This window comes from Pseudonocardia aurantiaca (assembly GCF_039526725.1).
GTDB lineage: Bacteria > Actinomycetota > Actinomycetes > Mycobacteriales > Pseudonocardiaceae > Pseudonocardia > Pseudonocardia aurantiaca.
In genome coordinates this window covers 106,074-130,762 of record NZ_BAAAJG010000029.1, presented here as the reverse complement: position 1 = coordinate 130,762, position 24,689 = coordinate 106,074, and the positions used below count along the sequence as shown (strand labels likewise).

Below are 24,689 nucleotides of genomic sequence, written 5' to 3'. Positions count from 1 at the left end.
GGGTCAACGCCTAGACCGGCTCCGCCCCTGCTGCTCGGAAGCCCTGCCCGGCCGCCGGCTTGAGGCGATGCGATCTTCACCGAACTCGCCCTCGCGATCTGAGCTCGGCGTTCGAAGCGTCGAGTCAGCCCTTCTCCCCGGAACGCAACAGCGCCTCACCCCCCGGCCGAAGATCAACGGTGGATCGAGGGTGGGCGATCGAGTACAGCTGGCAGAACCTTGGTTCACTGCTCCGGCAGCAGAATCAGGCGTTGGGCGCGTCCGTCCCGTCGTTGTACTGTCGCCGGCACCGTCGGTACGAGCTGGCGCTCGTGCCCGCGCGATGCGCCGTTACTCGGTGTCGAGAGGCGGTCAGGTCATGCTGATCCGAGTTGCCACCACGCGGGCAGGAATTCCTCGGACCGGGGAGCGCATCGCATTCGTTCATGGCGAGATCGAGCCGAAGATCTCTGCGATGGACGGGATCAGCGCCGTCGACCCGCAGAGCCGGAGGTCGTCGAGGGGTCGAGCACCTGCATGCCGCCAGGGCCGTGACAGGTCGTCAAGCGCGGCGGCCGTCCCCTCGATCTGGGCCGGCTCGCCCCCGGCATCACGCCCTGGGCCGGCGGCGGGCCGAGCGGCGGCGCGTCAGCGGTTCGACGACGACGCCGCCCCGATCCTTCCCTCGTGCCCGGCCCATTCGCGCTCGCGCAGGACGAACTTCTGGACCTTGCCGGTCGACGTCTTCGGCAGCGGGCCGAACTCGATCGCGTCGGGGCACTTGTAGCCGGCGAGCCGTTCGCGGCAGAACGCGAGGATCTCCTCCTGGGTCACCGCCGCGTCGGGCCGCCGGGTCACGAAGGCCTTCGGTCGCTCTCCCCAGCGCTCGTGCGGGATGCCGATGACGGCGCACTCGAGCACCGCGGGATGGGCGACGATCGCCTGCTCGACCTCGATGCTCGAGATGTTCTCGCCTCCGGAGATGATGACGTCCTTGCCGCGGTCCCGGAGCTCGATGTTGCCGTCGGGATGCCAGACCGCGAGGTCGCCGGAGTGGAACCAGCCGCCCCGGAACGCCTTCTCGGTCGCGGGGTCGTCCTGGAAGTAGCCCGACATGACGATGTTGCCGCGCATGATCACCTCGCCCATCGTCTCGCCGTCGCCGGGGACGTCGTTCATCTCCTCGTCCACGACACGCACGAGGTCCGATGAGATGTACGCCTGTCCCTGACGCGCCAGGAGCTTCGCGCGCTCGTCGGGCGCGAGCTCGGCCCACGTCTCCTGCTCGGGACAGACGGTCGTCGGACCGTATGTCTCGGTCAGGCCGTAGACGTGCACCACGCGGAAGTTCAGCTCGCCCATGGCGGCCAGCAAGGTGGGCGAGGGCGGAGCGGCGGCCACAAGCGCCGTGACCTGCCGTTCGACGCGATGCGCTCTCGGCTGGTTGATGATCATCAGGTGCACGGTCGGTGCGCCGTTGTAGTGCGTCACGCCCTCCTCGTCGATGAGCGCCCAGACGCGCTCCGGGTCGACGGTCCGCATCGTCACGTGGCGCGCGGCGACGGCCGTGACGGCCCACGGGAAACACCAGCCGTTGCAGTGGAACATCGGCAGCGTCCACAGGTACGCCGAATCGCCCGACAGGCCGGCGACGATAACCTCGTTGAGCGCGTTCAGGTAGGCGCCGCGGTACGTGTACTGCACGCCCTTCGGCCGTCCCGTCGTGCCCGAGGTGTAGTTGACGGAGATCGTCTCCTCTTCGTGCTCCAGCCAGCTCTCCGGCACGGCGGCCGACGCGGCGGCCAGGAAGGCCTCGTACGGATCCTCGGCGGTACCCGTGTCGGCGCAGCGGATGACGGTCAGGCCGGACAGGTCCAGCGGAGCGACGAGCGGGTCGAGCTCCTGGTCGACTACGAGGTAGCGCGCGCCGCTGTGCCCGAGGATGTAGCCGACCTCGGCGCTCGCGAGGCGGGTGTTGACGCTGACGAGGATGCCGCCGGCCGCGGGCACGCCGAAGTGCGCCTCCAGCATCGCCGGCGAGTTGGGGAGGATGACGGCGACGCGGTCGCCCTTCTGCAGGCCGGCCGCGCGCAGTCCGTTTGCGAGTCGCCACGAACGTTCCGCCAGCTGCCGATACGAGGATCGTCGGGTGCCGTGTACGACAGCGACCTTGTCCGGATACATGTACGCCGCACGCCGCAGCAGGTCGACCGGGTTCAGCTCGCTGCGGAACACCTTGCTCGGCGTGGACGGGTGCCACTCAGGTGCCGTCGGCGGAGAGATCGTCTCGCTCATGATGTGCGTCGATTCGCGGTCGGCCCCGCCGCGCCGGGCGGCAAGAGGACGCCGGGGTTCATGATCCCCGAAGGGTCGAGCTCGGCCTTCGTCGCCTGCAGCGCGGCGGTGAAGAGCTCCGGCACCTCGCGCAGGTACAAGGGGCGATGGTCGCGTCCGACGGCGTGGTGGTGGGTGATCGTGCCGCCGAGCGCAACGATCGCCTCCGACGCGGCGGCCTTGATCGCGTCCCACTGCTCGAGCTCCTGCCCCGGGCGGCCCGGCGCGTAGACCGAGTAATAGGGCGCGGGGCCATCGGGATAGACGTAGGCGAAGCGGCAGGACATGGCGCCGCCGCCGCACGTCTCGTCCAGGGCCCGCCCGACCGCGGCCCGCACGCCGTCGTGCAACGCGTCGAAGCGATCCCAGGTCACCGCGGTCTCGAACGTCTCGTGGATCAGCCCGAGCTGTGCCACGCCGTCGCGGATGTGTGGTCCCCGTAGGAACGACGCGCGCCAGATCGCGGCGGCGTCGTCCCGCTCGTCGTCAGGCAGCTCGCCGCCATGGCCGGTGGCGATCTCGAGCGCGCGCGCCAGCCACGGGCCGAGCTCATGATCCGAGGACTCGAAGCCCAGCACGAGGATCGAGCGCGATCCGTCGCCGCTCCCCGACAGCAGCGCCTCGTCGTGATCGAGCAGTCGGCAGTTGCTCGGATTGAGCCCCGATTGGGCAAGCGCGCGGGTCGCGTTCACCGCTGCCGCGAAGTCGGCAAAGTACACGGAGGCGCCCGCGCGGAAGCCCGGCCGTGGCTGCACGCGCATCCACGCCTCGGTGATCACGCCGAGCGTGCCCTCCGAGCCGCAGAACAAGCCCTCCGGCGAGGGACCCGCGCCCGACGCCGGCAAGCGCCGCGTCTCGAGCACGCCGCGCGGGGTCACGACCCGCAGCGCCTCGACGAACTCGTCGATATGCGTGTGAAGCGTCGCGTAGTGACCGCCGGACCGGGTCGCGATCCAGCCGCCCAACGTCGACCACTCGAAGGACTGCGGGAAGTGGCGCAGCGTCAGCCCGTGGGGCTTCAGTTGCGCCTCCACCGCGGGGCCGAGTGTGCCCCCGGCGATCCGCGCAGCGAGCGACACGCCGTCGACCTCGAGCACGCCGTCGAGATGGCGAAGGTCGACGCTGACGGCGCCGCGGTAGCCCTCGCCGACATCAGGCTCGACGCCGCCGGTCACGCTCGAGCCGCCGCCGAAGGGGACGGCGGCTGCGCCGGCGCCGCTGCACCATTCGAGGACGGACGTCACGTCGCGCTCGTCACGCGGGAACGCGACGAGGTCGGGCGCGTGCGCGTAGTCGCGACGAAACGCACGCACCAGGTCGCGAAACGATCTCCCGTACGTGTGCGCGGCCCGGTCGTACGGATCTGCGCTGAAGATCGGGCCCAGCGACGCGGGCGGGGACAGGCGCGGGGCGCGCAGGTCGAGCTCCTCCGCGCGCGGTGGATCCTGCATGCGGACGCCCTCGATGCCCAGGCGGCGGGCGAACGTCGCACCGAGCTCCTCGAGCTCGCTCCTCGTGAGCCCGTCGCCTTCCAGGCCCCAGCCCCAGAACTTGCGCCTTGCGGCGGGCCGTAGGATCGCGTTGGTCATCGTCGCCTCCCGTCCGGGAACGAGCTGGATCGCCGGTGGCGCCGTCGCGGTGCGCTGGTCCCTCCTGGGGCGGAGCATCACGCCTCCGTCTGTGCTCGCTCGCCGGGCGTCGCCAGCCGCAGTCACCGCACGCTCCTAGCCGGACCGACGCTACACACGCTCGGTCGTCGCGCACAGGGTCTGCTCGGCGACGTGCGGTTCGGGTCCACGCCTGAAGCGCGACCGCCCGCCCGGCACGCGGCCGCACCTGGCTCACCGCGGCTCCGCCAGCGGGGAACCGCGGGAGACAACCTGCAGATCCTCCTCGGCCGGCCGCCCCACCACCGCAATGTCCCCGGCCGTGTCGGTGCTGCGCACCGCGGCACCGCCCCGTTCCAGGCCGCCGATCAAGCCGGGGTCGGGGTGCCGGTACCGGTTGCCGGCCCCGACGCTCACCAGCACCGCGCGCGGGGACACCGCGTTGCGGAACGCGACGGACGTGTAGCGGCTCCCGTGATGCGGTGGATTCTCTCGAGCGCCTGCTCCAGGCTCCCGACGAATACGTGGGGAGCCGAGGGTGATCAGATAGTCGGCGACGATGCCGTCGACACAGGCAGGGCACCTGAGTGGAGGCGCCAGGGCGGATCCGGGATGCTGCCGGCCGTGGCCCACCCAGGGTCAGCCTCGCCGTCACTACGGCTCGCCCGCCGATCGGACCCGTTGATCGTCAATGAGCTCGTCGAGCACGTGACGCATGTACTCGAGTGCCTGGCGGGCATCAAGCCGCTGTTTCAGACCGGGGGTGTACCCGACGGCGGCAGCGATCTTGCCGGCGGCGTCGGCCACGAGCGTTCGGGAAGCGAGGGCACCGTAGTCGCCGGAGGCCGCGAGGTAGCCGAGCACTCGGGCCGCATCGGGGATGCGGTCGATCGCCGCCATCATGTTGATGAACTCAACGGCGGCGTTGCTGGCGATGTCTGTGTAGTCGGTCGCGAGCAGCTCGTCGACGTGGGAGCGGAGGATCTGAAACGCTCGTGATGGGTTCCCGCGCCGGAACGCAGCTCGTGCCTCGACGGGTTTGTTCACCGAGATGGTCCGGTCGGGGACGTCGATTCCGGCAGATTCGTCGAACAGTCGCTCGGCCTGGTCGGGTTTGCCCTGGACGAAGGCGGAGTAGCCGAGCAGCGTGAGTGCCACGTAGAGCAGGGTCGGGGGGCCCTGGGCGCGATACCGGTCCGCCAGGGCCGGGACGACGGCGTCGAGCTCCTCGAAATTCCCGGTGCTCAGCAACCCTGCTGCGCCGCCGATCTCGGTGAGCGCGGCCGCGTGGTCCTCGCCGTCCCGGCGGAGCCAGGCCACGGCCTCGGGGTAGCACGCGCGCAATGCCTCGCCGTTGCCGTGGAGTTGGGCCCGCGCGTAGCGGGTCAGGGCGTGGTCCGGCTCCGGGTAGCGGTGGACGAGACGCTCGTATCCGTGGTGGTCTCCGCGCTGCATGTAGCGGTGGGTGGCGCAGGCGAGCCAGTAGGCGATCTGGTCGTCGTCGTCCGATGGGGTGATGGCGAGGATCCGTTCGGCCCAGTCGCCGATCTCGCTCTGCCTGCGCAGGTTGAGCTCGGCGGCGACCGGGCGGACGAGAGCGCCAGCGAGCTCCCGGTCGCCGGTGGTGCAGGCCCGGTCGACGGCGGCGCGGAGGTTGGGCCACAGCTGGGCGAGGCGGGCGACACCCTCGACCTCGGCCGTGCCGACGAGCAGGTGGTGGATGTGGGTGACCTGGTCCTGGCACCACTGTGCGTGGCGCCCGGCGATCACCTCCGAGCCCCCGTCCGCCGAGAGCTGGCTGGCTGCGAACTCACGCATGGTCTCCAGCAGCCGGAAAAGGCGACCGAACGGTCCGGACTCGACGACAAGCATCGACCGCTCGACCAGGTCCCCCAACAGGTCCTCGACGTCGACGACATCCAGCTCCGCATCGGCGCCGACGCTCCCTGCCGCTGCGACGTCGAAGGGCCCTGCGAAGATCGAAAGCCGCAGGAAGAGCACCTGTTGGGGTCGCGTGAGCAGGTCGTAGGACCAGCCGATGGTGGCCCGCAGCGTCCGGTGGCGCTCCGCGTTGGTCCGGCGGCCGCCCGTCAGGAGCCGGAGGCGGTCGCCCAGTCGGGCCACCAGATCCGGTGGCCCGAGAGTTCTCGTGCGAGCGGCAGCCAGCTCGATGGCGAGTGGGATGCCGTCGAGGCGACGGCAGATCTCCTCGACCTCGTCGCGATGGGCGTGTGGATCAAACGCGGGTGAGAGCGACCGTGCGCGTTCGTTGAACAGGTCGGCTCCCGGTCCGGCGGGGTCCAGGGGTTGCACCGCGATGAGCTGTTCGTTGCCGACGCCGAGGGCTTCCCGGGACGTGGCGAGCACCCGCACGCTCGGGCAGCGCTCGGCGATGGCGTGGGCCAGCTCGGCAGCGCCGTCGATGACGTGCTCGCAGTTGTCCAGAACGAGAAGCGCCGGGCGGGACTGCAGGGCCGCGACGATCGACTGGGTCACGGTGCGCCCTGTGCTCTCCGTGACCTCCAGGATGTCGGCAGCGGCGCGGGGCACGTCGCCCGATGAGGCGATGCCGGCCAGTTCGATGAGCCAGGCCCCGCAGCTGCGATCAATGGCGGACAACTGTGCTGCAACTCCGAGCGCGAGCCGAGTCTTGCCGATCCCGCCGGGCCCCACCAACGTCACGACCGGGGAGCGTGCGAGGGCGTCGGCGATGACATCGAGGTCATCGTCGCGGCCGATGAGCCGACCCAGTCGGAGGGGGAGGTTTCCTCGACGGCTGTCCTCGATCCGCAGCGGCGGATGCTCGCCGTCGCCGAGTTGAAAGATGCTGTGGCCCGCCACGTCGCCGTCGAAGCGATACATGCCGAGGTCGGGCAGGTCGCTGCGGTCGAGCAGGGCCGAGGTCACGCCGGACACGAGGGTCTGGCCGCCATGACCGGCGGCGGCGATGCGCGCCGCCACGTTGACGGCAGGACCGAAATAGCTCGTCGCCCGTTCCTCGGTCTCGCCGGCGTGCAGCCCGATCCGCAGCCTGAGCTCGACACCACCAGGCCAAGGTTCGCGGTTCACCTCGAGCTGCATCTCGGTGCTCCACGCAGCGGCGTCGTCGGCCCGGTGGAACGCCGCTCCGAACGACTCGCCGCCGGTGGCGAACACGTACCCGCCGTGCCGGTCCACCGCGGCCCGCACGAGCTCGTCGAGGCGGACCATCGCCGCGGCCATCTTCTTCCGGTTCGTCGCCCACAGCCGCGACGAGCCCTCAACCTCGCAGAAGCCGAACGTCACCGTCCCCGTGGGACGGCCCGACGGCGGGGCGCCGGCCAGCTGCTCGTCGTGGCCGAGGATCAGGGACTCCAGCTCCCGCAGGCGTGGGCCGGGTTCGACCCCGAGCTGATCGACGAGGTGTTGACGGGCGGATCGGAACGCCGCGAGCGCATCGGCCTGCCGCCCGACGCGGTAGAGGGCGGTCATCAGCAGCGCCCACAGCCCTTCACGGAACGGATGGTGCGCGGTGAGCTCGGTCAGCGGGGCGATCGCCGCCGGTGCGTCGGTCTCGACGCGACGCCCCAGGTCGATCTCCACCGCGCCCAGCCACTGCTCCACGAGCCCGTCCACGACCGGCGTGAGGCCGTGGGCGTCGAGCCCGGCCAGGGGAGTTCCCGTCCACTCCGCCAACGCCGCCGTGATGTCGCCCGAGTCGAGGTGCCGCTGGAAGCGCGCCACGTCGACTGCGTCAGGGTCCACTGCCATTCGGTAGGCCGCACCGGTCCGAACGATCGACGTGGGGCCCAGGGCCTTGCGGAGTCGGACGACGTAGGACTGCAGGGTCTTGTCGGCCGTCCGAGGTGGCTCCGCTCCCCACACCAGCTCCACCAGCCGCGGCACCGGAATGGCAGAGCTGGCCGACAGGGCGAGCACCGCGAGAACCGTCTGGCACTTCGCCGGGCCGACGTCCACCGGCTCGCCACCGTCAGTCGTGGCACTGACGCCACCGAGAAGACCGATCCGGACCATCGGGCTGCTCCCGCCGTCGAGGGTCCCAGTATGCGCTCCGGTTGAGCCGGTCCGGGGCGGCTCAACCCGGGCTGCGCCCGATCTCCACTCGTACCTGCCACGGTCCAGCAGACCAACCGACAGCCACGGAACAAGGGAGTACCTCATGAACTCACCGGCCGTTCAACGCTCACCGAAGCGGCTCGCCCGAAACGCAGGCCTCCTCTACCTCGTCGTCGCGATCTGCGGTGGCTTCGCCCACGCTGTGCGACTGCAGGTCTACGTGCCCGGGGACGCCGCCGCGACCGCGGCGAACGTCGTCGCCAATGCCTCGCTGGTCCGGACGAGTTTCGTGGCCGACCTGGTGGACGCGACATTCTTCCTGCTCACCGTCATGGCCCTCTACCAGTTGCTGCAGCACGTGACCAAGGTCGTCGCCCGCGCCATGGTCGTCTTCGTGGTGGTCGCCGTCGCGATCAAGGCCCTCAATCTGGTCACCCAGCTGCAGGCCCTGCTCGTCGCGACGGAGCCGGCCTACGCCGGGGCGTTCGGCGCGGAGGGTTCGGACGCGATGGTGCTGCTGCTGCTCGACCTGCAGCACAACGGGTACCTCGTCGCGCAGGTCTTCTTCGGCCTGTGGCTGTTCCCGCTGGGGCTCCTGGCCTACCGGTCGGGCATGTTCCCGCGGCCGCTCGGTGTCGTGCTGATGACCGGGACCGTCGCCTATCTGCTCGACGTCGCGCTGCAATTCCTCGCCCCCGCGCTCGCCGACGCGGTCAACCCCGTCGTGGTCGTGGTGGTGACCCTCAGCGAGGTCTCGATGCTCGCCTACCTCCTGATCAAGGGCGTCAGCACCGCGAAGGCACCTCGACCCGCCGAACGTGCGCTCGTCTCCAGCTGAACCACGATCACGGGTCGTTTCCTCCGCATCCGCGCAATGCCGGCCGACAACGCAAATCTCCTGGAAGGGGAGCACGATGACGAATAGCACCATCCGAGCCGCGGGCTTCGGGCTGCGCAAGCCGAAGCGCCTCAACCCGGGGCGGAACCTCGCTGGAACCGTCGACGCCGTGGGCACCGCGGTGACCGGATTCGAGCCAGGCGACGAGGTGTTCGGCATCTGTGACAGCTCGTTCGCCGAGTACGTCCGCGTGCGAACCGACAAGCTCGCGACCAAGCCGTCGAATTTGTCCTTCGACGAGGCGGCGGCAGTCCCGGTCTCGGCGCTCACCGCCCTCCAGGCCGTCCGGGACCACGGACGGGTCGAGGCCGGTCACAAGGTGCTGATCGTCGGTGCTTCGGGAGGGGTGGGCAGCTTCGCAGTCCAGATCGCCAAGGCGTTTGGGGCGGACGTCACCGGCGTGTGCAGCACCGCCAATGTGGACATGGTCCGGGGCATCGGCGCAGACCACGTCGTCGACTACACCCGCGACGACATCGCCGACGGTCGAGACCGCTTCGACGTGATCCTCGACATGGCAGGCAATCGCCGGTTGTCCCATCTCCGGCGTGCGCTCATTCCCAACGGGCGGCTCGTCATCGTCGGCGGCGAACCGGTGGCCGGTGGCTGGGCGGTACCGACCGTCAGCTGCGGGCGGCCCTGCTCTCATTGTTCGTCAAGCAGAATCAGGGCACGTTCGTCGCATGCGCCGGGAAGATGCATGGGACCGGGTGCGTTGGCCACCTGGCCCGAGTAGCTCCCGCGACGGAGCCCGGCCGTGGCGGCCGGGAAGAGGAGCGGCGGCTTCCGGTGGCGGGCGTCCTGGGTGGTCACGCCGTGCTCGGCTCCCGAAGGCCGCGTCGAGCAACACCGGCGGTCCAGCTCGCCGCGCCAATGCGGAACAGCCCGTTCCGGCCGGCCGGGACGGGGCCGCCGGGAGCCGTCGTCAACACCCTCAGCGCCACCCGTGCCGTCGCCGCCTTCGTCGTCGACCAGCTCGATGCACCCGCCCCGGTACGTGCCCGGGATCGCGGGAGTTCGCCGTCCCGACTCGTCGCAACCCAGGCGTCCACGTCCTGCTGAAGCCGGTGCAGGGTGTCCTACTTGCGCTACTGCGGCGGGCGGAGAGGAGCGGCCATGCCGGGCAGCCTGCCCGACCATCGAGGTCATGTGCTCGCCCGCCTCACCGCGGCGCCGGGAGCGGGGAGCCGCGGGAGACGAACTGCAGGTCCTCCCCGGCGGACCGGCCCACCAGCGCGATGTCGCCGGCCGTGTCGGTGCGACGCACCGCGGCGCCGGCCCGCTCCAGGCCGCCGATCAGGCCCGGGTCGGGGTGCCGGTAGCGGTTGCCGGCCCCGACGCTGACCAGCACCGCGCGCGGCGACACGGCGTTGAGGAACGCGACGGACGTGTAGCGGCTGCCGTGATGCGGCATCTTCAGCACGTCGGCGCGCAGGTCGGCACCGGACGCGACGAGGTCGGCCTGGGACGCGAGTTCGACGTCGCCGGTGAGCAGCGCGGTGCCCGCGGGAGTGCGCGCTCGCAGGACGAGTGAGCCGTCGTTGACGACCGTGCCGTCGTCGGGGTCGACGACGGCGGCCGGGTGCAGCGGGCCCAGCACGTCCAGGGTGAGCGCAGGCCAGGTGAGCCGCTGCCCGGCGGTGAGCGCGACCAGCGGCGCGCCGGACGAAGCGGCCGCCGCGGCCACCCCGGCCAGCGCCCACCGGGGCTCGCGGAGCGGCCCCACCGCCACCCCGGCCACCGGACGGTCGCGCAGCGCACCGGCAAGCCCGCCCACGTGGTCGGCGTGCAGGTGGGTGAGCACGACCATCGCGAGACCCTGCACACCGAGCCGGTCGAGGCAGGCGTCGACCAGCCCGTCCTCCGGACCCGCGTCGACCAGCACGGCCCATCCCGGCCGTCCGGTGGCGAGCACGAGGGCGTCGCCCTGCCCGACGTCGCACGCCACCACGGCCCAGCCGGGCGGCGGCCACCCCGGCCGCACCACCCGCGTGGGCACGAGCACCAGCGCGAGCCCGAGCACAAGGGCCACCAGCACGGCTCGCCAGCGCGGGGAGCGGCTGAGCGCGAGCAGCACAACGGCGAGCCCCGCGAGCAGCAGCGCCCCGAGCAGCCCGTCCGGCCAGGGAAGCACCGCGCCCGGCACGGCGGCCGACCGGTCGGCGACCAGCACGAGCCAGCCCACCGCTGGGCCGGCCAGCCAGGCGCAGGCCTGCGCCAGCGGCAGCCCCAGCGGGGAGAGCACCGCGGCCAACACGCCGAGAACGGTGGCCGGCGCTACGGCGGGCACGGCGAGCAGGTTCGCGAGCACCGCGATCGCGTTGACCTCGCCGTTCAGGCCGGCCACCAGCGGGGCGGTGGCGAGGAACGCGGCGGCGGGCACGGCCAGGGCCTCCGCCGCCCAGCCCGGCACACCACGGCGGCGCAGCGCGACGGCCCATCCCGGGGCGAGCAACACCAATGCGCCGGTGGCGAACACCGAGAGCGCGAACCCCGGGTCCACCGCGAGCGCGGGGTCGGCCAGGAGCAGCACCAGCACCGCGGCCGCCAGCGCCGGCACGGCGGAGCGGCCGCGGCCCAGCGCGAGCGCGAGCATCACCACCGCCGCCATCGCCGCGGCCCGCACCACACTCGGCGACGGCCGGGCCAGCACCACGAACCCCGCGACCGCGGCGGCGCTGAGCACCGCCGCGAGCCGCGGGTCGGCCCGCACCAGCCGCAGCAGGGCCAGCACCGCGCCGCCCACAATCGCGAGGTTCGCCCCCGACACCGCAAGCAGGTGGGTGAGCCCGGCGGCCCGGAAGTCGGCCTCGACCTCGGCGGTGAGCCGACTCGTATCGCCCACCACCAGCCCGGGCAGCAGCCCGGCGGCGGCCGGCGGCAGCACCTCGGCCGCCTCACGAAGCCCGCCGCGCAGCTCGCCCGCCGCATGCTGCCACCAGGGCGGGGCAGCGACGTCCCGGGGCGGGCCGCGGACCCGCAGCACCGCCGCGGTGAGATCGCGCCGGGCAGCGGGGGCGAGCAGTCCGTCGGCGCTCACCGCCTGGCCCGGCAGCAGCCCGCTCCAGCCCTCGGCCGGGGCGATGAGCAGCATCCGCCCGCCCGCCGCCCACACGCCGTCGTCGACCTCGGCCCGCACCAGCACCACCGGCACCAGAAACTGCTGCGGCGTGCCGGGCTGCGAACCGTAGGTGGCCGCGCGGACCGGCTGCGGGTCGTCGCGGACGACAACGCGCACTGTGGCCGCAGCTCCCCGCTCGGCGGGCTCGCGCAGCGGGTGCTGCGCGACCAGCAGCGCATGGGAGGTGACCACGAGGCCCGCGGCCGCCGCACACCCCGCCGCGGCGAGCACCGTGGCCGCGCCACGCGCACGGCGATGCCGCTGCCGGCGCCGGACGCGCACGGCTGCGGCGACCGCGAGCAGCACAGCGGCGATCAGCGCGGCGATGGCGGCCACCGGGCCGAGCGTGACGCCGAGGAGCACCACGCCCCACGCCGCGAGAGCGGCCGGTGCCAGCCGCAGGTCGGGCGGACGGCGGGGTTCGGCCGTGTCGCGCAGACCGTCGCGCAGATGGTCGCGGAGCAGTTGCTGGACCCGGGCGACCTCTGCTGGGTCGACGCGAACACCGGGATCCGGGGCGGGCATCAGACCGTCACCAGCTCGCGCAGCTGGGCGAAGCGCCGCTCGCCGATGCCTTGGATCTCGCGCAGCTGCTCCACGCGGGAGAAGCGCCCGTTGCGGGTGCGCCATTCGAGGATGCGGGTGGCCGTGACGGGTCCGACGCCGGGCAGCACGTCGAGCTCGGCGGCCGTCGCGGTGTTGAGGTCGACCTTCCCGGGCGGCGCGCCGGCACCGGCGACGGGGTCGGCAACGGGACCGCCGGTCGTGGCGGCGTCGGCCGCCGGAGGTACGCCGACCGCCACCTGCTCCCCGTCGGCCACCCGGCGAGCGAGATTGAGCGCGGCGAGGTCGGTGCCGGGCAGGGGGCCGCCAGCGGCGTCGAGGACGTCGGCCACGCGCGCACCAGAAGGCACCTCGACGAGGCCCGGACGGTGCACCTTGCCCGACACGCTGACGACGAGCGGCTCCGCGGGTGGTGCGGGAGCGGTGCCGGTGGAAGCCGCGGCAGTGGGGGCCGCACCCGTGGGTGGCGGCGCCGCGGGCTCGGCGGATTCGGCTGGGGACTCGACGACCGTGGCCACGGCAGGCAGCCCACTCACCGGCTCCGCGCGGGGCCGCTCCGTCCACACGCCGATTGCGGCGACGACCGCCGCCCCGGCGGCCACGAGCACGAGGGCGGTGGCTCCCGGCCGACCCGGGTGGACCCGCGCCCCGCGCCACGCCTGCGGCACCGCGCGGCGCAGCAGCGCCGGGAACCACCGCTCCCTGTCCGCCTCGGGCGTCCCGCGCACCTCCACGCCAGCTGCCGCGAAGAGCAGCGGCACCGTCGGGGTGTCGTCCGACGGCGGGGCCGCGCGCTCTGCCGGACGGGGCGGCGGCCACACGCCTCCCGGAGCCCACGCGGCCTCACCGGGCCGGCCCGCGACGGCAGGCGGATCGGCCGGCAGGCCGAAGACGGCGCTCAGGCGGCCGGGCCGGGACGTGAGGTCGGGAGATGCCACGCGTCCGACGCTAGGTCCGGAACGGCCCCTGGCCAGGGCGTACTGGGAACCTGTGGATGGCTGTCCTCCGATGTGGACAACTCACCGCTGAACCGCCCGAGGTCGCCGAGACCGTCGCCCCCGCCCGGCAGAATGGATGTCGGGGGGCACCCCCCTTCGTTGACAGGCCTGCGCCCGGGAGGCCGACGACGTCGCGACGGACGTGCCGGCAGCTGCGGTGCAGCTCCCACAGCGAGTTCGGAACAAGATCCTCGATAACTCCAGCCGCTTGGCCAGGTCGCGCATGGCTCTCGCACGCACCGAAGCGGCTCGCAGCCCAGGTAGCTGCCGGGGACGCCGCGGCTGCCGGTGAAGTTGGTGACCTGCCCAAGGCCACCGGAAGACCGGCCACGCGGGCGCTATGGCGATGCACGGAGTCGGGCCGAAGGCCGTTCGCATTCTCATCGAGGCACTCAGCGCAACTGGACGCTCATTCAAGGGCTGACTCAAGACCTCGGTGGTTCGCGGTGGCCAGCGCGTTCCAGGCCGCCGGCGATCTCCTTCGCCGCGGCCGCACGACTCATCCGCCTGCTGATGTGGGGTCGTCGCCTAGCAGCGCGCGAGCACGTCACCGCTGATCGCACCCTGCCTGGGCGAGTGTCGTCAGCCAGTTCAGGGACTCGGAACCACCACCACACCCAGCAGCCCCAGCCCCACGTGCGCGCCGATCACCGCCCCGACCTCCGACACCAGCAACCGCGTGATGTCCGGGAGCCGCTCCCGCAGCCGCGCCGCCACGTCCTCGGCCCGAGCGGCGGCGCCCAGGTGGTGGACGGCAAGGTCCACCGGCCGGTTGCCTGCCGCCTTCACCGCGAGCTCCACCAGGCGCTGGGTCGCGCGGGCGGTGGTGCGTACCTTCTCCAGGGGCACGATCTTCCCCTGTTCCATGTGGAGCAGCGGTTTGACGGCCAAGGCGGTGCCGACGAGCGCGGCAGCCGCGCCGATCCGGCCGCCGCGGCGGAGGCGGTCGAGGTTGTCGACGGAGAAGAACATCCGGCAGCGGGCGACGATGTCGGAGGCTGCGGCCTCGACGTCGGCGCCGGTCGCACCCGCGTCGGCGGCGTCGGCCGCGGCGAGCACCGCGTAGCCGAGGCCCATTGCGGTAGCTCGGGAGTCGACGACCCGCACCCGGTCGCCGCCGATCTCCTCGGCCGCCAGCCGCGCGGCGTCCCACGTGCCGGAGAGCTCCCGGGACAGGTGGACGGAGACCACGCAGTCGGCGCCCGCGTCGAGCGCTTCGCGGTAGCAGGCGGCGAACTCGGCGGGGGCGGGGCGGGAGGTCTGCACGTCGAGCTGGCGGGCGAGCGCCGCGGACAGATCGGCGGCGTCGACGTCGATCCCTTCGCGCCCCACCCGCTCGCCAAGCCGCACCTCGAGGGGCACCACCCTGATCCCGCGTTCGGCGGCGACCCCGGCCGGGAGGTAGGCGGTGGAGTCGGTCACGACGGCGACGCGCACGACGACGAACCCTATGGCATCGGTCGCGGCCGGACGGTGAGCGCCGGACGCAGGAGGTCGGCGCACGCCGCGCCGACCGCCGCGTGGGCCGGCCAGCCCCAGTGCATGCCGTCCGGGTTGCCGTGACCGCCCAGCACGTGCTCGCCGACTAGCGCCGGCAGGTCGAGCATTGCCACGCCGTGCGCGTGCGCCCACTCCCGCGTGGCGCGCTCGGCGGCGTCGCGTCCGAGGTGCACCGACGCGTACGCGGGGGCACGGTGCGGCGGCGGCAGCACCGTCACGACGGGCAGCTCCGGCTGGATCGTCAGCACCGCGCTGCGGCACCGCTCCAGATGCTCGACGGTCAGGCGCGGCGGCAATGCCACCGGGCCGCCGCCCGGCAGCACCGCCGCGAACGTGCGCGCGAGCGCGGGCTGGACGCGCTGGTACCCGGACCGAACGGCACGGCGCAGCCCGTCGGGGCGCAGCGCCGGGATCAGCTCCCGCAGCGACGTGGGCAGCGGCGACGGCAGCGTGTCCATGCCGCCGACGCCCAGCACGAGCGCGTCGACGGCGGGCAGGAGCGTCCAGACGCGCGGATCGGAGATCAGGGCGTGCCAGGCGTGGCGAGTCGTCCAGCCGATCCCCGCTACCAGCTCGGCGCGACCCCCGAGCGCGGCCGCGGCGACATTGGGCCACAACCGGGGATCGTCGGCGGGCTCGGCGCGCTCCGGCCCGTGGAACGTGAGGGAGTCGCCCAGCACCAGCAGGACCGGACCCGACGACGAGGGCACGGGCCCGTCAGCTGTCGGAGCCGACGTTGTACCCGGCCAGCCTCCAGCGCGGGTGGTCGGCGCGGCGGGCGAGGGTGGCCCACCGGCAGTTGCCGATGCCGCCGATGGCGGGCCACGTCGCCGGGGGAAGCGCGAGCATCCCGCAGACGAGACCCGCGATCAGCCCGCCGTGCGCGATGAGCACGGCGGTGGTGTCCGGCCCTGAGCTGAACTCGTCCTCCAGCTCCTCGACGACCGGCATCGCGCGCCGCACGACCTCGATGCGGGACTCACCGCCCGGGGGCGCCCACGCCGGGTCGGACCGCCAGGTGGCGATCGCGCCCGGATAGGCCTCCTCGATCTCCGCGACCGTCTGGCCCTGCCATTCGCCGAGGTGCGTCTCCCGGAGCCGGGAATCCAGCTTGACCGGCTGCCCGCTCGCCGCGGCGACCGCCTCGGCGGTGTCGGCGGCGCGGGCGAGATCAGAGCTGATCAGCCGGTCAGGGGCCAGCCGGGCGATCTCGGGGGCGACGTGGGCTGCCTGCGCCACACCGGTCTCGGTGAGCACCGAGTCGATGTGGCCCTGCATGCGCCCGGCAACGTTGTAGTCGGTCTGCCCGTGGCGAAGCAGCACCACCATCCGCAGGGTCACCCGGCTCCGTTCCCGTCCCGGCCGGACCCGTTCGCGTCCGGCCCGTCAGCCACGACCTCCGCCTCGGGGAACGCGACCCGCGGGCAGTCCTTCCACAGCCGGTCGAGCCCGTAGAACCCGCGCTCCTCGGTGTGCTGGACGTGCACCACAACGTCGACGAAGTCCAGCAGCACCCACCTTCCTTCGCGGGTGCCTTCGCGGCGGGTGGGCTTGGCCCCCTGCGCGCGCAGCTTCTCCTCGACCTCGTCGACGATGGCCTGGACCTGCCGCTCGTTGGGTGCGGAGGCGATCACGAAGCAGTCGGTGATCACCAGCTGGTCGGACACGTCGAGCACGACGATGTCCTGCGCCTTCTTGTCGGCCGCTGCGGCCACGGCCACGCGGGCCAGATCGAGCGCCTGGTCGGTCGCCGTCACCGTTCCCCTTCCCCGGTGAGCCGCGCCCACCTCGTCCAGGTTCATTGTCCCAGCCCCCGGCCGGTACCCAGGACCCGGCCACCGCACGCACCCCGGCGGCGTTTGGCACCCGTTCCGGGCGGGAACGTCGGAGCTGGAACGGGTGTTGGGGGAACGTGTCGTCGGGGGAGCTGCGGGGCCATGACAACGAGCGATGACGTCTCACGGGCAGCGGCCCGCGACGTGGCGAAGTTACTGGACCGACGCGGGCTGCGCGAGGTCGTCACGCTGGCGAGACGGGTGCTGAGGGAGTCGACGATGGGCAACGGTCCGCCGCCGGGGGGACCGCGTCCGGATGATCGCCCAGGCACCATCTGTACGCTGCGCCAACATGAACGGCCCACTCGGCGGAGTGCCGCCGGCCGAGCAATTGATGACGATCGCCCGTGACGACCAGGGCGGCTGTCTGATCCTCGCGGTACGCGGCGAGGTGGACCTGAGCACGGGAGGACGGCTGTTGGAAGCGGGGAGCGCAACGCTGCGCGAAGCGCGCGGCCGCCCGCTGGTCCTCGACCTCACGGGCGTCGACTTCCTCTCGTCGTCCGGCCTCGGCCTACTCGTCGCGTTGAACGACGAGGGCCGCGATCTGGGGGTTCCGCTACGGGTGGTCGTGGACGAGTCACGGCCCGTCATCCGTCCGATCCGCACGATGGGCCTGGACGAGGTGCTGTCGCTGTACCGCACCGTCGACGAGGCCGTCATCGGCTGAGAGCAGGCGGGCGCCGTGCACACCGCGGGAGAACCGATCCCCGACGAACCGCTCGGGTCGGTGATATCGATGGTCCTCCTGTCGGACCCGGTCTCGCTGTCGGTGGTACGCGAGCGGTTCCGCCGCTGGCTCGCGAACCTGTGCTGGCCCTCCCGCGATGTCGACGACATCGTCATGGCCGTCAACGAGGCGGTGTCGAACGCGGTCGAGCAGACACATCCGTCGGCCATCGGCGCCGAGGTACGGGTGGCCGCCCGGCAGTTCGCCGAGCGCGACGGCGGCAGGCGTGTGCTGGTCGCGGTGGCGGCAGGCGAGTACTGGAGCCCCGAGCCGGACGGCTTCGAGGGGCCCGGACTGTTGATGATCCACACCTGCATGGACGCGGTGGAGGTCTCCCGCGAGGTGGACGGCACCACGATGCTGATGACGAGCGCCCGCGTGCCCCCGCTCGGGTTCGTCTGGCCCTAGCAGGCCCTGGAAAATCGCTCCTAGCCCGGCAGCGGCGGGGCGGGGCGCCCGAGGAGCACCACCGTGGTGCCGGCGGCGCTGTGGTTCACCGTGAACCGGTCGACGCACGCGCGCATGATCAGCATCCCGTGCCCCCGGCTGGAGACGCCGGGCACCGGTTCGCGCCAGGCCCCGTGGTCGCGCACCGTCAGCTCGGCCCTGCGGAAGCCGTCGGGCTCTTGCACGACCCGGCCACGGACCTCGACGGCCCCCGATTGACCTACGGCGTCGGGCATGACCTGGTAACCGTGCTCGACGCTGTTGCTCACGGCCTCGCTGACGGCGAGCACCAGCTCCTCGATCTGGGCAGGCGGCCAACGCAGCTCCCGCAGCCAGCTCGCCACCCGCTGGCGCACGAGCGACGCGATAACCCACTCGGCACCGAAAACCAGTTCTAGCCCGGCGGGCGCGGGCATGCCCTGCCGCCAGTACCGCTGCTCTTGAGCGCTACCGAGCGGCTGCTCATCCTGCTCAGACGGCGGGGCCATGCGCCCCATCCTGGATCCCCGAACGCCCGCTCGCAGCGGCTGGCGGTTCAGTGCACCAGGGCATCGCTCACGCTCTCGTAGAGCGCAAGCACATTGTCCAGCCCGACGATCTCGATCGGCCGGATGACGGGGCGCGTGTGATCGACGACGACCCGCAGCGGCGTGTGACCGCGCTGGTTCACGGACTCGGCGGCCATGTCGAAAAGCGCGCGCAGACCTGCTGAGCCGAGGAACCGCACGGAGGTGAGGTCGACGACCACGGGCTTACCGTCGACACGGTCGAACGCGTCGAAGACGGCGGAGCGCAGGCGGGGTGCGGTGAGGCCGTCGATCTCGCCGTCGACCTCCACCACGACGCCACCGTCCCGGTCGACCGTGCGCAGGCTGATCAGCTGCTCGCGGTCAGGGCGTGGTTCCGCACGCTCGCCGCCGTCTGGCGTGCGCTCGTCACCGGCGGGTTTCACCGGAGCACTGTATCCGCGCCCGCCGGCCAATCACGGTCCGCCCGCCCGGGCGTGGATCGGCGCCCTCGGAAGGGGGTGCTCAAGGACGGATGAGTACCTTCAGCGCCTTGCGGTCGGCCATCGCGCGGTAGCCGTCCGGCACCTCCTCGAGGCTCACGGTGCGGTCGAACACCCGTCCCGGCTCGACCTTTCCGTCGAGCACGTCGGGCAGCAGTTCCTCGATGTAGGCCCGGGCCGGCGCGATGCCACCGGTGAGGCTGATGTTGCGAAGGAAGATGTCGCGTCCGACCGGCCCCAGCGCGTACTGCGGTACGCCGACCCTGCTGACGACTCCGCCGTCGCGTGCCACGGCGAACGCGGTCTCCAGCGCCGGCTCGAGGCCGACGCACTCGAGCACCGTGTGCGTGCCGTCGCCCCCGGTCAGCTCCCGTACCCGTTCGACGCCCTCCTCGCCCCGCTCGGGGATGACGTCGGTGGCGCCGAACTCGCGGCCCAGGTCGGTGCGGTCCTCGTGCCTGCCCATCAGCAGGATCCGCTCGGCACCGAGACGCTTCGCGGCCAGCACCGCTGACAGCCCGACGGCACCGTCGCCGATCACCGTGACCGTCGTGCGCGGCCCCACGCCCGCCGTGACGGCGCAGTGGTGGCCGGTGGGGAACACGTCGGACAACGTGAGCAACGACGGCAGCAGCGCCGAGTCCTCTCCGACGGGCAGCTTCACCAACGTGCCCTGGGCCTGCGGCACCCGCACGGCCTCGCCCTGGCCGCCGTCCACGCCCGGGGTGCCCCAGAAACCGCCGTGCCGGCAGGAGGTCTGCAGGCCCTCGACGCAGAAGTCGCAGGTGTTGTCCGCCCAGACGAAAGGTGCGACCACGACGTCACCGGCCTTGAGGCCCGACACGTCCGACCCGACGTCCTCGACGACGCCCAGGAACTCGTGACCGATGCGGTTGCCCTCTTCGGAGGCGGGCATGACCGCGTAGGGCCACAGGTCGCTGCCGCAGACGCACGAGCGCAGCACGCGCACCAGTGCATCGGTGGGTTCCCGCAGGGTCGGGTCGGGGACCTCCTCGACCCGCACGTCACCGGCACCGTGAATCAGGGTTGCCTTCATGAGTTCCGCCTTCCTGCTACGTCACCCGGAGCACCCGAAGGCAGCGAGATTTCGCGATCGGCGTTGAGGGAGGTCACTCGCGCGATCGTCGGATCCGGTCGGATCGGACGTCGGACAGGATCCGGGACTTCTCGGTCTCGGGCGCTGGTCGAGGGCCTCTCATCGCGTCATTGCGGGCCCGTCGAGCAGCGCCGCCGACTCCCAACGTACGCCCGGCACATGGGAGAACCCGGCCGAAAGGCCGCGAGTTGTGAGCCTCCGCACCGACGGTCCGGCCTCCGTCGTGCGCTGGTCAGGGCTCTCCGCGGCGATAGAGGCCCCGCTTGGAGATGTAGTGGGCAGCGATGGTCAACGACAACGTCGCTAGCGCCGTGAACGTGATGACCGCGGCGGGCGGGCAACCTGGTTGTCACGTCGTGCTCGCGGGCTGGTGGCCGTCCTCCGCCTCACCACGGTGTTTTGCCAACACCTTGCTCGCGGTTGTGTCCGTCCTGCCACAGGCATTCGTAACGTCCTTCGTACCGATGCAGCCGGGCCCGCCCTTCGTCAGCCCTGCTGCGCGGTCTTCTCCCGCACTCAGGGAGGTGACGGTACGGCTCCCGGGGACCAGGTGGTCGATGCCGGGCGGTAGCTAAGGAGTGGATCGTGACGATGACGGGCGAGTGTTGGCGCTCGTACTGGGCGGACAAGACGACCCCGCAGTACGTCCGTGAGGACGAGGAGCGCTACCGCGAGTACGCCGGCGAGCTGCGGTTCCTGTTCCCCGATCCGCCACCCGCACGCGTGCTGGTGATCGGGTGCGGCAATGGGGCGCTCTCCGAACGGATGCTCGGCGTCTTCCGCGAGTCCGTTCTGACGACGCCGCCGAAGGCACGCAGGACGCACCGCTGCGAACCATCGCGCGCGCGGCCGAGCTCGCTGGGCCCGGCCCGCTCGTGCGGGTGGCGGCCGGCCGGTACGTGGGTTCGTTCAGCACTGGGACCTCCGGCACGGCGGACGCCCGCATCACCTACCGGTCCGACCCGGTCGGTGCGGCAGAGGTGATCGGCACCGGTGATCAGGCCGCGTGGCGCAACCGAGGCGACTACGTCGAGATCGAGGGCTTCAGGATCACCGGTGACGCCGGTGACGAGCGCAGCCGCTGCGGGCAGGTGTCCTGATCGCGGCGATCATGCTTGATGGGGCCGCCGGCCAGTACCCACTGCACACCGCGGCGTTGGGTGTGATCGCCGCCGTCGTGGGTGCGTGCCGGGTCCGGTTCGCCAACCGGTACCGGTGGCTGTTCGCAACCGCCAGCGGGGCGGTGGTCCTGCAGCCCGCTGCACGTGGCGAGCAAGATCGCACCGCGCCTCGCCGACGGCGGGCGGATCGACGCCGCCCACCTGATCGGCACTGACGTGCCGATGACGCTCGGCCACCTCGCACTCACCCTGCTCATCGTCAGTACCGTCGTGTGCGCCGAGTGGGTCATGCTGCTCCTCGCCGCGATGCTGCGTCGCACGATCCGGTGGCTGGTGCAGCTGTTCCCCGCCCTGCATCTCCTGGGCGGCGATCCCCCTGACGAGTCAGCTCCTGCCGCCGATGCTTTGGCACTGGGCACGCCGCCGGGCCCGCCGCGGGCCACCCGCCCCGCTGTCCCTCGCTGCCTGACAAACCGCATCTGCGTCGGGCCGGGCCGTATCCCCGCGGTCCATCCGCCTCGACGCATCCCAACCCGCGGACGCAGCCGAGCTCTTACCGAGGACGCATCCCCGCCCGGTAGCTCCGCGTCACCAGCGGCCCGAGACATCGAGTCCGCGCGATCACGCTGGCGACCCCTGCCGCTGCTGACCTCCCGACAGGCCACACCGGATGGGAGACGTCCGGCAGATCCGGCGCCGACCGCGTCCGGCGACCCGACCCCTGACGCCGCCGATCCGGCGGCAGGAACTGGCGCACCGTCGCCGCCTCGAGGAAGGCAGCCGATGCGCCGAGAGGAGACAAACCATGTGCGGACTGCTGGGGCTGCTTGCCTCGGGAGCCGACGCCGGAGTCCGAACCGGGCCGCTCGCGGATGCGCTTGGCTGCAGCCGCCACCGCGGCCCGGACGAGAGCGCCACCTGGAACGACGAGGACATCGCCTTCGGCTTCAACCGCCTGTCGATCATCGACGTCACCGGGTCCCACCAACCGCTGCAGTGGGGGCCGCCCGCCCAGCCGGGCCGATACACGATTGTCTTCAACGGCGAGATCTACAACTACCTCGAACTGCGTGACGAGCTCGCCCGGCGACACGGCGCCTGCTTCGCGTCCGCGGGCGACACCGAGGCAGTGGTCGCCGCCTATCACCATTGGGGCGCGGCCGCCGTCGGGCGGCTGCGAGGGATGTTCGCGTTCCTGATCTGGGACGCCCACGAACGGGTCCTGTTCGGGGCGCGCGACCCGTTCGGCATCAAACCGCTGTACTTCGCGACCGGCCCCGCGGGGGTGGCGTTCGCGAGTGAGAAGAAGAGCCTGCTGCATCTCGCCCCCGCCCTGGGCATGCTGAACCCGCACAGGCACGTCGACCCGGTGGCGCTGCAGCACTACCTGCAACTGCAGTACGTGCCGGAACCGATGACGCTGCACCACAGCATCCGCCGGATCGAGTCGGGCACGCGGTTCACCGCACGCCCCGGCGGCAGGATCGAGCAGGAGCGGTACTTCAGGCCGGGTTTCCACTCCGGCCCGCGCCCCGCGCCGAACGCCCACCGACGGATCTCCGAAGTGCTGCGTGACTCCGTCGCCGCCCACATGCGGGCGGACGTGCCGGTGGGAGCGTTCCTCTCCGGCGGGATCGACTCCAGCGCGATCGCCGCACTCGCCAAGGAACACAACCCCGACCTGATCACCTTCACCGCCGGGTTCGAACGCAAGGGCTACAGCGAGGTCGACCTCGCCTCCGAGACGGCGGCGGCGATCGGCGTCAAGCACGTCGTGCGCACCGTCGCCCCCGACGAGATGACCGCCGCACTGCCGCTGATCGTCTGGTACCTCGACGACCCGGTGGCCGACCCAGCACTGGTCCCGCTGTGGTTCATCGCCCGCGAGGCCCGCGCCCACGTCAAGGTGGTGCTCTCCGGCGAGGGCGCCGACGAGCTGTTCGGCGGCTACACGATCTACCACGAGCCGCAGTCGCTCGCCCCGTTCGAGCGGGTGCCCGGGGCGCTGCGCGGGCTGCTCGGGCGGGCGTCGGCGCGGCTGCCCGACGGGATGCGCGGCAAGGACCTACTGCGCCGCGGCGCGCTTCCGCTCGAGCAGCGCTACTACGGCAACGCCCGCATCTTCCGCGACGACCAGCTCGCCGGCGTGCTACGCCGCTACGACCCGCGGCGCTCCCAGACCAACCTCACCGCGCCCCTTTACGCGGAGTCGGCGGGATGGGACCCGGTCGCCCGCATGCAGCACGTGGACCTGTACACGTGGCTGCGCGGCGACATACTCGTCAAGGCGGACAAGATGACCATGGCCAACTCCCTCGAACTACGGGTGCCCTTCCTCGACCCCGAGGTGTTCGCGGTGGCCTCGGGGCTAACGCCAGGGCAGAAGCTCGCCGGCGGCACCACGAAATACGGCCTCCGTCGCGCCCTGGAGGGGATCGTCCCGTCCGCCGTCCTACACCGGCGCAAGCTCGGTTTCCCGGTGCCCATCCGGCACTGGCTGCGCGACGAGATCTACCCGTGGGCCCGCGACGTCGTGCGCGACTCGCAGGCCGACCATCTCGTCGACCTCGCCGCCGTCCAGCGCATGCTCGACGCCCACCGCGAAGGCCCCATCGACCACAGCCGCCGGATCTGGACCCTGCTGGTGTTCCTCATCTGGCACGGCATCTTCGTCGAGGACCGCATCCACCCCCGGGTCCCGCACCCCACCTACCCTGTCCACCGATGAGGAGCGACCCCCTGTGACAATCCCTGGTGGTCACGGTCATTGGGAGCGGTACAGGTTTCGCTTGGAGATGTACTGCACCACCCCGTCCGGCACGAGGTACCAGACCGGGTGCCCCTCGGCGACGCGGCGGCGGCAGTCGGTCGAGGAGATCGCCATCGCCGGCACCTCGACGAGTGTGACGGCCCCGTCCGGCAGGTGATCGTCCCCCAACTCGTACCCCGGCCGCGTCACGCCGACGAAGTGCGCGAGCCGGAACAGGTCGTCGAGCCGGTGCCAGGACAGGATCTGGGCCAGCGCGTCGGCTCCGGTGATGAAGTACAGGCGAGCGTCGGGGTACTCGGCCTGCAGGTCGGTGAGGGTGTCGGCGGTGTAGGTGGGGCCGCCCCGGTCGATGTCCACGCGGCTCACGGAGAAGCTCGGGTTGGACGCCGTGGCGACCACGGTCATCAGGTACCGGTCCTCGGCCCGGCTCACCTTGCGCTCGGTCTTCTGCCACGGTTGCCCCGTGGGCACGAAGACCACCTCGTCCAGGCCGAAGCGGTCGGCGACCTCGCTGGCCGCCACCAGGTGTCCGTGGTGGATCGGGTCGAACGTCCCGCCCATCACCCCGATCTTCCGCTGCACCGTAGAAGACTAATCGGTCTC

The 24,689-nt window shown here is 72.1% G+C and carries 20 protein-coding genes; 6 read left to right on the top strand and 14 right to left on the bottom strand.

All coding sequences use genetic code 11. The annotated features are described in order from the left end of the window. Positions 1-627: 627 nt before the first annotated feature. The 4 genes from ABD143_RS36365 to ABD143_RS36350 form a co-directional block, all read right to left on the bottom strand. Complete coding sequence (locus ABD143_RS36365) at positions 628-2,274, bottom strand: acyl--CoA ligase family protein (RefSeq protein ID WP_343987797.1); 1,647 nt, start codon at positions 2,272-2,274, stop codon at positions 628-630. Beyond that, positions 2,271-3,902, bottom strand: a complete 1,632-nt coding sequence (locus ABD143_RS36360) for an FAD-binding oxidoreductase (protein ID WP_343987794.1) — start codon at positions 3,900-3,902, stop codon at positions 2,271-2,273. The genes ABD143_RS36365 and ABD143_RS36360 overlap by 4 nt, the downstream gene beginning before the upstream one ends. A 252-nt stretch (positions 3,903-4,154) precedes the next feature. Continuing rightward, positions 4,155-4,358, bottom strand: coding sequence for a hypothetical protein (locus ABD143_RS36355; protein WP_343987791.1), 204 nt, complete (start codon positions 4,356-4,358; stop codon positions 4,155-4,157). 216 nt (positions 4,359-4,574) lie between these two features. Further along, positions 4,575-8,081 (bottom strand): AfsR/SARP family transcriptional regulator, encoded by a 3,507-nt coding sequence (locus ABD143_RS36350; protein WP_343987788.1) that lies wholly within the window; start codon positions 8,079-8,081, stop codon positions 4,575-4,577. On the opposite strand from ABD143_RS36350, the gene ABD143_RS36345 reads away from it, so the two are divergent. Both ABD143_RS36345 and ABD143_RS36340 read left to right on the top strand, forming a co-directional pair. Continuing rightward, positions 8,080-8,814 (top strand): DUF4386 domain-containing protein, encoded by a 735-nt coding sequence (locus tag ABD143_RS36345; RefSeq protein ID WP_343987785.1) that lies wholly within the window; start codon positions 8,080-8,082, stop codon positions 8,812-8,814. The two genes, ABD143_RS36350 and ABD143_RS36345, sit on opposite strands and share 2 nt — an antisense overlap. A 76-nt stretch (positions 8,815-8,890) precedes the next feature. Then, a complete protein-coding gene (locus ABD143_RS36340) occupies positions 8,891-9,610 on the top strand; it encodes an NAD(P)-dependent alcohol dehydrogenase (RefSeq protein ID WP_379659763.1) in 720 nt (239 codons plus the stop codon). Between the two features lie 426 nt (positions 9,611-10,036). On the opposite strand, the gene ABD143_RS36335 is transcribed toward ABD143_RS36340, so the two are convergent. From ABD143_RS36335 to rsfS, 6 genes are all read right to left on the bottom strand, one after another. Then, positions 10,037-12,520 (bottom strand): ComEC/Rec2 family competence protein, encoded by a 2,484-nt coding sequence (locus ABD143_RS36335; RefSeq protein ID WP_343987779.1) that lies wholly within the window; start codon positions 12,518-12,520, stop codon positions 10,037-10,039. After that, complete coding sequence (locus ABD143_RS36330; protein ID WP_343987776.1) at positions 12,520-13,497, bottom strand: ComEA family DNA-binding protein; 978 nt, start codon at positions 13,495-13,497, stop codon at positions 12,520-12,522. The genes ABD143_RS36335 and ABD143_RS36330 overlap by 1 nt, the downstream gene beginning before the upstream one ends. A gap of 651 nt (positions 13,498-14,148) precedes the next feature. Continuing rightward, positions 14,149-14,994: a DegV family protein gene (locus ABD143_RS36325; protein ID WP_343987773.1), complete on the bottom strand. Its 846-nt coding sequence runs from the start codon at positions 14,992-14,994 to the stop codon at positions 14,149-14,151. An 11-nt stretch (positions 14,995-15,005) separates the two neighbouring features. Then, on the bottom strand, positions 15,006-15,737 hold the full coding sequence (gene octT / locus ABD143_RS36320; RefSeq protein WP_343987770.1) for a diglucosylglycerate octanoyltransferase: 732 nt from the start codon (positions 15,735-15,737) through the stop codon (positions 15,006-15,008). 37 nt (positions 15,738-15,774) lie between these two features. Then, entirely contained in the window at positions 15,775-16,398 is a 624-nt protein-coding gene (locus ABD143_RS36315) for a histidine phosphatase family protein (protein ID WP_343987767.1), read from the bottom strand. Continuing rightward, the gene (rsfS, locus tag ABD143_RS36310; RefSeq protein ID WP_343987763.1) at positions 16,395-16,814 is read right to left on the bottom strand and encodes a ribosome silencing factor; all 420 of its coding nucleotides are present in this window, start codon (positions 16,812-16,814) and stop codon (positions 16,395-16,397) included. Before rsfS ends, ABD143_RS36315 begins: the two co-directional genes overlap by 4 nt. Positions 16,815-17,184: 370 nt before the next feature. On the opposite strand from rsfS, the gene ABD143_RS36305 reads away from it, so the two are divergent. Then, positions 17,185-17,562: an STAS domain-containing protein gene (locus ABD143_RS36305; protein WP_343987761.1), complete on the top strand. Its 378-nt coding sequence runs from the start codon at positions 17,185-17,187 to the stop codon at positions 17,560-17,562. A gap of 69 nt (positions 17,563-17,631) precedes the next feature. Continuing rightward, complete coding sequence (locus ABD143_RS36300; RefSeq protein ID WP_343987758.1) at positions 17,632-18,030, top strand: ATP-binding protein; 399 nt, start codon at positions 17,632-17,634, stop codon at positions 18,028-18,030. 20 nt (positions 18,031-18,050) lie between these two features. Here the strand turns inward: ABD143_RS36300 and ABD143_RS36295 are convergent, their stop codons facing one another. The 3 genes from ABD143_RS36295 to ABD143_RS36285 all read right to left on the bottom strand — a co-directional run bounded on the left by ABD143_RS36295 (position 18,051) and on the right by ABD143_RS36285 (position 20,135). Continuing rightward, positions 18,051-18,557 (bottom strand): ATP-binding protein, encoded by a 507-nt coding sequence (locus ABD143_RS36295; RefSeq protein WP_343987755.1) that lies wholly within the window; start codon positions 18,555-18,557, stop codon positions 18,051-18,053. Between the two features lie 47 nt (positions 18,558-18,604). Continuing rightward, positions 18,605-19,021, bottom strand: a complete 417-nt coding sequence (locus tag ABD143_RS36290) for an anti-sigma factor antagonist (RefSeq protein ID WP_343987753.1) — start codon at positions 19,019-19,021, stop codon at positions 18,605-18,607. Between the two features lie 79 nt (positions 19,022-19,100). Further along, positions 19,101-20,135 (bottom strand): zinc-dependent alcohol dehydrogenase family protein, encoded by a 1,035-nt coding sequence (locus tag ABD143_RS36285; protein WP_343987750.1) that lies wholly within the window; start codon positions 20,133-20,135, stop codon positions 19,101-19,103. A gap of 797 nt (positions 20,136-20,932) precedes the next feature. Between ABD143_RS36285 and ABD143_RS36280 the strand changes: the two genes are divergently transcribed. Together ABD143_RS36280 and asnB are read left to right on the top strand one after the other, a co-directional pair. Continuing rightward, the gene (locus ABD143_RS36280) at positions 20,933-21,295 is read left to right on the top strand and encodes a DUF1565 domain-containing protein (protein ID WP_343987747.1); all 363 of its coding nucleotides are present in this window, start codon (positions 20,933-20,935) and stop codon (positions 21,293-21,295) included. An 826-nt stretch (positions 21,296-22,121) separates the two neighbouring features. Then, complete coding sequence (gene asnB / locus ABD143_RS36275; protein WP_343987744.1) at positions 22,122-24,044, top strand: asparagine synthase (glutamine-hydrolyzing); 1,923 nt, start codon at positions 22,122-22,124, stop codon at positions 24,042-24,044. A gap of 36 nt (positions 24,045-24,080) precedes the next feature. Here the strand turns inward: asnB and nadD are convergent, their stop codons facing one another. Continuing rightward, a complete protein-coding gene (nadD, locus tag ABD143_RS36270) occupies positions 24,081-24,668 on the bottom strand; it encodes a nicotinate-nucleotide adenylyltransferase (protein ID WP_343987741.1) in 588 nt (195 codons plus the stop codon). Positions 24,669-24,689 lie beyond the last annotated feature (21 nt).